Source organism: Mucilaginibacter sp. (assembly GCF_025362475.1).
GTDB lineage: Bacteria > Bacteroidota > Bacteroidia > Sphingobacteriales > Sphingobacteriaceae > Mucilaginibacter.
In genome coordinates this window covers 43,931-52,238 of the sequence record NZ_JANYGH010000053.1, presented here as the reverse complement: position 1 = coordinate 52,238, position 8,308 = coordinate 43,931, and the positions used below count along the sequence as shown (strand labels likewise).

General features: G+C 41.7%; 6 protein-coding genes. 2 read left to right on the top strand and 4 right to left on the bottom strand.

Annotated elements, in window-relative coordinates; all coding sequences use genetic code 11:
- Both Q0R88_RS17245 and Q0R88_RS17240 read right to left on the bottom strand, forming a co-directional pair.
- A partial coding sequence (locus tag Q0R88_RS17245) for an ATP-binding protein (RefSeq protein ID WP_295718433.1) occupies positions 1-1,112 on the bottom strand: 1,112 nt, incomplete at its 3' end.
- Between the two features lie 105 nt (positions 1,113-1,217).
- A complete protein-coding gene (locus Q0R88_RS17240) occupies positions 1,218-1,883 on the bottom strand; it encodes a hypothetical protein (protein WP_295718431.1) in 666 nt (221 codons plus the stop codon).
- A 277-nt stretch (positions 1,884-2,160) separates the two neighbouring features.
- On the opposite strand from Q0R88_RS17240, the gene Q0R88_RS17235 reads away from it, so the two are divergent.
- Positions 2,161-2,454: a GNAT family N-acetyltransferase gene (locus Q0R88_RS17235; RefSeq protein ID WP_295718430.1), complete on the top strand. Its 294-nt coding sequence runs from the start codon at positions 2,161-2,163 to the stop codon at positions 2,452-2,454.
- 70 nt (positions 2,455-2,524) lie between these two features.
- A complete protein-coding gene (locus Q0R88_RS17230; RefSeq protein ID WP_295718428.1) occupies positions 2,525-3,319 on the top strand; it encodes an SAM-dependent methyltransferase in 795 nt (264 codons plus the stop codon).
- A gap of 81 nt (positions 3,320-3,400) precedes the next feature.
- Here Q0R88_RS17230 and Q0R88_RS17225 read toward each other — a convergent pair whose 3' ends face one another.
- The gene (locus tag Q0R88_RS17225) at positions 3,401-5,575 is read right to left on the bottom strand and encodes a DUF5916 domain-containing protein (protein ID WP_295718426.1); all 2,175 of its coding nucleotides are present in this window, start codon (positions 5,573-5,575) and stop codon (positions 3,401-3,403) included.
- A gap of 92 nt (positions 5,576-5,667) precedes the next feature.
- Positions 5,668-8,028 (bottom strand): TIM-barrel domain-containing protein, encoded by a 2,361-nt coding sequence (locus Q0R88_RS17220; RefSeq protein WP_295718424.1) that lies wholly within the window; start codon positions 8,026-8,028, stop codon positions 5,668-5,670.
- Between the last annotated feature and the right edge of the window lie 280 nt (positions 8,029-8,308).

Here is an 8,308-nt window from a genome sequence, read left to right as displayed (position 1 = left end):
ATGCCGGATAATTCTTTTCGCTCGCGCTCATTGGCTAAGATCTTAGCTTCAATGGCACGCGCTACTTCCGGATTTTTATGAAGATAATTATCAAGCTGCTGCTTAATAAAATCGCCGATAAAGCTGCGCACACTTTGACCGCCCGGCGCAATTTCATTAGAGCCTAATTTGGTTTTTGTTTGTGATTCAAATACCGGCTCCTGCACTTTAATGGCTATGGCGGCAACTATGGATGCACGGATATCCGACGCATCAAACTCCTTTTTATAAAACTCGCGGATGGTTTTCACCACAGCCTCGCGAAAAGCCGCCTGATGTGTACCTCCCTGTGTTGTATTTTGGCCGTTAACAAACGAATAGTATTCTTCACCGTATTGCTGACCATGGGTCATAGCTATTTCAATATCCTCGCCTTTAAGGTGGATGATGGGATAGCGCAGTGTTTCAACATCGGTATTTTTAGTTAATAGATCATAAAGGCCGCGTTCTGAAAAATATTTTTGACCGTTAAAATTAAGTGTCAGGCCCGAATTAAGGAACACATAATTCCAGATCATGCTATCTACAAACTCAGGTATAAAGCGGTAGTTCCTGAAAATGGTATCATCGGGAATAAAATTAATGGCGGTACCATTGCGCTGGGTGGTTTCTTTTTCAGCTTCATCCCTGATCAGTTCGCCTTTGGCAAATTCGGCCAGTTTGGTGCGGCCATCACGGTATGATTGTACAATGAAATTGTTTGATAACGCGTTCACTGCCTTAGTACCCACACCGTTCAATCCTACCGATTTTTGGAAGGCCTTGCTATCATATTTACCACCGGTATTTATTTTGGATACGCAATCAATCACTTTACCTAAAGGAATCCCCCGGCCGTAATCACGTACGGATACTTTATGATCGCTCATATTTACCTCAATAGTACGGCCCGATCCCATTACAAACTCATCTATGGAGTTATCAATAATTTCTTTAAGCAACACATATACACCGTCGTCATAAGCCGAGCCATCGCCCAATTTACCTATGTACATACCGGGGCGTAAACGGATGTGTTCTTTCCAATCGAGGGAGCGGATACTATCTTCGCTATAATTAACTGGTTCTGCCATTTATTGAGTAGAATTTTTAAAAAAGGCACAAATATGCGCCGGGTGCAAAAATATAGTTTAGGGTTTGAATTGAGCGTTCAAAACTGTCAACTTATTAACATTATGTTACCGGGGTTTAAACTGGAGACTATTACTGGCTTTATCAATATTCTTGAAAAATTCAGGGTCTTTTTCGTTGGTAAAACATACGGCCATAATAGTGCCTGTATGGTTGCGCTGCAGCGTTATAAGCAAGGCGTACTTGTAATGCTTTGTTTCGGGCAGATCAAGCAGGTTAAGCAGGTATGATTTACCTGCATCGGCCCGGTAACGGGCAAGTACATTAGCAGGTATGGCGCGTATAAAATTATCCATCTCGCCGGTAAAGGCCGCAGCTTGCGCCTTCCCCATTTTAAGGTATGACGAATCCGGGTTTTCCTGCTCGTGGTTACGCTCATAACTGAGCCAGTTTTGCTTTAATGATTTTACCTGGAACCAGATCTCAAACTCCTGACCGGGAATTTCCATAGCGTAATCAAAAGAAAAATCTTCATTATTTACTGCTGGGATTTCTTTAAAACCTTTAGGAAAAGTAAACGTAACATTGGCCTGGGCCAAAAGCCGCGAAAACTCATTAAACTGCTTGCTTCCCTTAACCTGGCTAATGGTTTGCGCCGGCACGGGCTTTCTTTTAGGTTTGGCCAAATACCGCGGCTGTTTTACCTGTGCCATTGCATTGGTAAGGCACAGTAAAAGCATAGCCTGAAGTATGGTGCATTTAAATTGCTTCACAATAGTTTTTCATTAGCGGCCGAAACCAGGGACGTTTCTGTATGTAATTTTATAAAAATAGAAGCACAAATCAAAATTAATTAAAATTTAAAAACTCAAACAACTAAGTTAATATCAGGCATTTGCACTCACCAAAATCTTTAACAAATCCATTATCATCATTTTTATTTGATGAATATAAACATCGCCATAAAAATACTGCAACTAATTGGCTTTATAAATTTTGTTACTAATTTAGACTCGATACAAAATCAAAAAAAGTATCGGTTGTTATTTCATGAAATACCAGGACATTCCACTTATTAATAACGAGGCTTTACATAATTTTGAACTAATTATTGATGGCAAACGATCCTTTATTGATTATAAACAAAAAGGTGATAAGATTTACCTGATCCATACCGAAGTACCCGAAGAATTGGAAGGTATGGGCGTTGCGGCCGCTATTGTTGAAAAGGCATTTAATTATATAGAGAGCAACCACCTTAAATTGGTGCCTCTTTGTGTTTATGTATTGGCTTTTTTAAAACGGCATCCCGAGTGGAACCGATTACTGGCAGTACACGATTAAGCTATATATCTTTTATTTATTTCCGGTTGATTGCTAAGTATGATGCATTACTTTAGCATAAAATATACATATGGTCGCAAAACTGTTTCGGAACCTGGTTGATTTTTCTCCAAAATTGAGTTTACGCCTTTGGCAATTATTTTACGAATTTATAGCCCGCAGGTTTAAAAAACTAACCAACTGGAAGTACATGAACTATGGCTTTGCAGATACCCAGGGTAAAGTAACCGATGATTTCAATTTACTAAGCGAAAACCTTTACCATCATTTACTTGGCAAGGCCCAGCTCGCCGGTAAAAACATGCTTGAAGTTGGTTGCGGGCGTGGTGGTGGTTGCGAGCTCATGCTGGCCTATCAGCCTAAAACAATTACCGGGCTTGATTTTTCTGAAAACGTGATTAGCTTTTGCAAGCAAACCTATCAGCAGCCAAATTTAAATTTCGTGGCTGGCAATGCCGAAAGCCTGCCGTTTGATGATAATAGCTTTGATATTATTGTTAACCTAGAATCATCACACTGCTATGGTAACCGCGGGAATTTTTTTAAAGAAGTGACACGCACCCTTAAGCCCGGAGGTTTTTTTTTATATGCTGATTTCATGGGCCGTGTACACTATCCAAAACGGCCGGCGCAGTTAACAGAGTGCGGCTTACAGGTTATAACCGAACAGGATATTACACCCAATGTGTTGCAGGCTATGGAATTGAGCGCACCCTACAAAGAGGCGATGATAAAAAAAATTGTACTTAAGCCCTTTCGTAAACCTATTAATGATTTTGTGGGCGTTCCCGGCTCAAATATTTACAATAAGTTTAACAGCGGCGAAACCATTTATTTTTCGATGCTGTGTGGGAAAGGGGAGTGAATGGTTAATTGGGTGCGTGGTTGAAAAATCCTGTAATATGTTCAGTCTGAATCTTGTTTCCTCAGCAACGGGTCATCAGTTTTACAAATTACACCAATAGGTCCATTTAATAACCAACTGCCTGTTTTTAATAGTGTAAGGCGATGGTATTGAATTATCGCCATAAACAATAAACAAATCTGAGGCAGGCTTGTACCGCCATTGCAGCCTTATATTAGTGTTCATGTTTTTAACCTGCCCGTTGTATTGTACATAGGTAGTAAAGTAAAGCGTATTACTTAGGGTGATATCCGCCTTCGGACCAATCAGCCAAAAATCGGTGTTGCCATAAGGTTGTGGCAGCCTAAGGTTGATGTATGAACTGTTTACAGCCAGGTTTACGTAAGGCTGAAACCGGTAGCCCAGTTGGCCCGTAATACTTGTACGGTTACCATTTAAATAATATCCACCATGCAAGGCATCAATTAAATAAGTGAATAAAGCCTGCGGCTTGGATACAAACTGCACATCAAGCGTTTTCCAATGATGTTCTGAACCTATGGGAAGCGGCGTTTTACCTGTGTTTGTAGGATCAAAAGGCACCAGCAATTTTATATAAGTATCAATACCCGATACCGAAAAAGTATTCCTGTTGCGCAGGGTCATCAAATAGGTTAGGTTGCTTTCATTATCTGTACGCTTAAGGTTTTCGTTAAAATAATAATTGCTGGTTAATTGTATCCCATGACTTAGCACATCACCACTTTTTGGGAAAAAGTTATGCAATATCAACGGACTAATTTTATTATACCCAACGCGCGGCACGTAGCCAACCCCTGCAGTATAGTTTTTACCAACGTACTCATCCTGCAAATAAAGCGTCCAGTATTTACTTAAATATTGGAGGTGAGCGGCCCCTACTATATCATGGCCCTTTACGCCGGGCGTAAAGGATTTTAGCCCAAGCAGCTTACCTGTCCATAAATTACTCGGGGATGCCAGGTTGTACTCCATCCCTACATTTCGGTTATACGCAGTTCCGGGAGTTGCTGTACCGGTTGCATCTTTATTAATGAACATAAACGCTATGTTTGATCGTCCAAACATCCTGCGTTGCAGGGTAAGCACACCATAGTTTTGCGCCGGCTGTGATGCGTCACTCGCTTCGCCGGTTTGTATATCCATTAACCCTACACGCCAGTCTCTGTCAATTTTACCCGTGAGTCTTGTTCCAAACCTTATGGGTGCATTTAACCCGATGCGCCGTGAAAAGAACGGACGAATATCGGCATAGCCGAAATTGCCAAACAGGTCACCGTTCTCTAAAAAAAACTGGCGCTTCTCCGGAAAAAACAACTCATACCGGTTCAGGTTAATTACCTGTTGATCTACATCAACCTGCGAAAAATCAGGGTTTACAGTAAGGTCCAGGTTTAAAGATGATGTCAGTCCAATCTTGGCGTCACCACCAAAATCCTTTCGCCAATCTGTTTTGGTTTTAGCGGTATAATCTTTAGCTATCCCACCAAGTGCATACGGAATAATAGAAATATTTGTGCCCGCATCTGGTGGCAATTCGTCCCAAACTAATGAGCCGGTGTATGCCAGTGATGCAGTAGGAAATTGCCTTGGCACAGGCGCCCAGCTCGATTTTTCCGTAGTTACCAAATCGTTTCTGCTAAAGTTGATGCCCCATAGGCCCACTCCTTTTTTATAGCGAATACTTTTAAATGGTATAGCGGCTTCAAATACCCACCTATCCGGATAGTTTTTCACTACCGAGGTCCATTTGTTGTCCCAGCTCAGGTCAACCTTACCACCTTCATACATGGTGCCGTCCCATTGCGCACCTGCGGCATTGGCTCCAAAGCTGAAGCCATCTGTACGTGCATCAAAGGGATCAAGAAAGAAAATGAAATTATCGTTTTTAACAAAATTAAAATCGCGTTTAAGCGACTCAACCATGTATTGGCCCGGCCCCGCGGTGTAGCATACTGCAATGATGTATAGGTTATTGTTATCAAAGGTCATGCGTACCTCGGTATGCACTTTTGCCAGGCTGGTATCCATGGGTGTAACCATAAAAAAATTACTGGCAGAATCGGCCTTAAGCCAGGCATCATCCACAATGCCATCAATAGTTATGGCCGATGCAGCCCGGCGGATGTGGTATTGATACCCATCATTCTTTTTTTGGGCCGATGAAGAAAAATAAAAAAAACATAAAACCAGCAGCAATAAGAATTTTAATAGTGATACCGGTTTTAAGGAATTCAATTTTTAATACTTTAAATTATAAAAGGTTTAATCAAACCTCAGCCCGCATATTATTGCGGGCTGAGGTAAATATTTGTTCGGAAAGATAATGATTACATGTTAATCACTAAAGCTTTACCCGCATATTTAACTACTTTATCGGCCTTAGCTGTTACCTCAACATCAGATCCGTGTGCACCTTTCACCATCACGATATTGAAGGTGCGGCTTTTCAGCATGCCCGGGAAATGACCTTTGGTATCTGATATCGTAAGCTTACGGGTTTTATCATTCCAGTTGAAGGTGAAGGTTGAAAACTGACCTTTTTCGTAGTTATAATTATCGTTCTCATCCTCGTAAAACTTAAATGTTCCATCAGCTCCGGGATATATTCTTAGTTCGATATTATTGGCAGGTTTCTCGGTAGCATATTCCATATGTGGACCCATCGGGATAATAGAGCCTGCTTTTACATATAAAGGCAAAATTTCAATTGGGGCTGCGGCACTAATGGTTTGTCCGCCATCCAATACTTCGCCATTCCAGAAATTGTACCATTTGGTGCCTGCCGGCAAATAAACCTGGCGGGCTTTGGCTTTTTTATCCGCATCGGCCGATGTGTATAGCTGCTCTGTAACCGGGTTCACCATAAATGCATTACCAAACATGTATTGATCTGGTATGCTATAAACTTTGTCATCGTTCCTGAAATCGAAAGTCAGGGCGCGCATCATGGTATAGTTTTCGGTAGTTGTACGGCCGGCCAATGAGTAAATATATGGCATCAGGCGGTAACGCAGTTTATCAAAATTAAGCAGTATGGCTTTGGTATTGGCATCCCAGTTTGAGCTAAACAAAGCACGTTCGCCTTTGCCGTGGATCCGGAAGATAGGGCTAAAAGCACCAAACTGGAACCAACGGGTAAACAGCTCGCGTTTATCTGGCTGCGACCAATCGGCAGCTTTCCAATGAAAGTGGTAACCGCCAATATCAGATGTCCAGTAGGCCAGGCCCGATGCACAGGCATTTATACCCTGTGGTACCTGGTTCTTGAAATCCTTAAATGTACATTCAATATCGCCCGACCATAAGGTTGACGCATTACGCTGCTCGCCGGCGAAAGATTGCCTTACCAAAAAGAACGCGCGCTTGTTAGGGATATCCCTGCGCCAGCCTTCATAAACGCCCTTGGTATGTTGTAAAGAATAGGTGTTAAAATAATCAATCCCCTTACCAATGCTGAAGTTGCTTTGGCGGCGTGCATCCTGCAAAGCACCGTTATCCGGCTCGCACTGGTCAATCCACCAGGCATCAAAACCATAGCGCTTCACCAGGCTATCGCGCGCCTGATCCCAGTAAAGCTCGCGGGCTTTTGGATTATGGGCATCGTAATAAGTATCAAAAGTGTGGGTAACCACATTATCCCAGGTAATATCTGTTAATCCACCCATTTTTTCCAATGCATCATAATTTGGCGTGCCTTTGCCAAATACCGGCCATATTGATATCATGGCATGAATATTTGCCTGGTGCAATTCATCAACCATTTGCTGCGGATGTGGGTAACGCTCGGGTTTCATCACGTGCGAACCAATTGGCAAGGGATCCCAATAATACCAGTCCTGCACAATAACATCAACCGGAATATGGTTGTTGCGGTAATTGTCTTTTACGCCAATGATCTCTTTCTCGCTCATGTACCTATCCTGGGATTGGAAAAGACCGAAAGCCCATTTACCAAACATCGGGGCACGACCGCTTGCCGTGCGATAAAGATCAATGATATGATCAAAAGTTGGTCCGTAAAAAAAGAGGTAATCAACTTGCTTACCGCTTTCAGATACATACTTAAATTTAGTATTGTTTGCTTCGCCACCGTAAAAATTAGATGCTGAATAATTATCCCAAAGTAAGCCATACCCTTTGGTTGAGAGCAATACAGGGATAGCGCCTGTAAGATATTTTATAAGCAACTCCTGGTTTCGGCCCTTATAATTGATGGATAAAGAATCAAGCGGGTGACAGCCTAAACCGTATAATGCCTCGTTTTGTGGCGAAGTAAACTGCGTACTTACATTATAGGTGCTGATACCGGCGATAGTTGCCGGGGTTATGGTTTTGTTTTCAGTATCCTCACCGGTAATAAGTTCCCCTTTTAAAGTGGTATAGGTAATGGCATTGGTACCTTTATCTACCTTTATCTTTAATTTCGCCGTTGTAATTACTACCTCAGTTTTGGTTTCGGCAACCTGGTACGCAGTTGGCGTTTTCCAACTGTTAACTACCACCAGCGACGGCCTGGTTTCAAAGGCATCAAAAATGGTATACTTTACCTCAATAATGTCGGCCCTGCGTACAAGCACTTTCATCAAGCCTTTATCTAAGGAAAAGGTAACACCATCGGCCCCTTTTTTAAATGATTTAATGGTAGCATTTGCAGGGAGAGTTGCTATACCTCCTGCCAATAAAAACATTATCGCAATCGATTGTTTTATTCTTTTATTTAAGGCGGGTAATTGTTTAAACATACTGAACAGCAATAATTTGGTTTATAATAAGTGTAAGATTAACACCAGTTTTGAAAATGTGAATATAGTCACTTTTTTTTATTGGAGAAAAATATTTGTGTTGACGGATTTGGAGAATAAAAAAACCTCTTATTAATCCAAGGCTTAGCGAAGCATCCATTATAAAACCATGCACAACAGATATGCAGATCGGCAAGTAGATACTTCAATCAGCATGAAAGAAAGA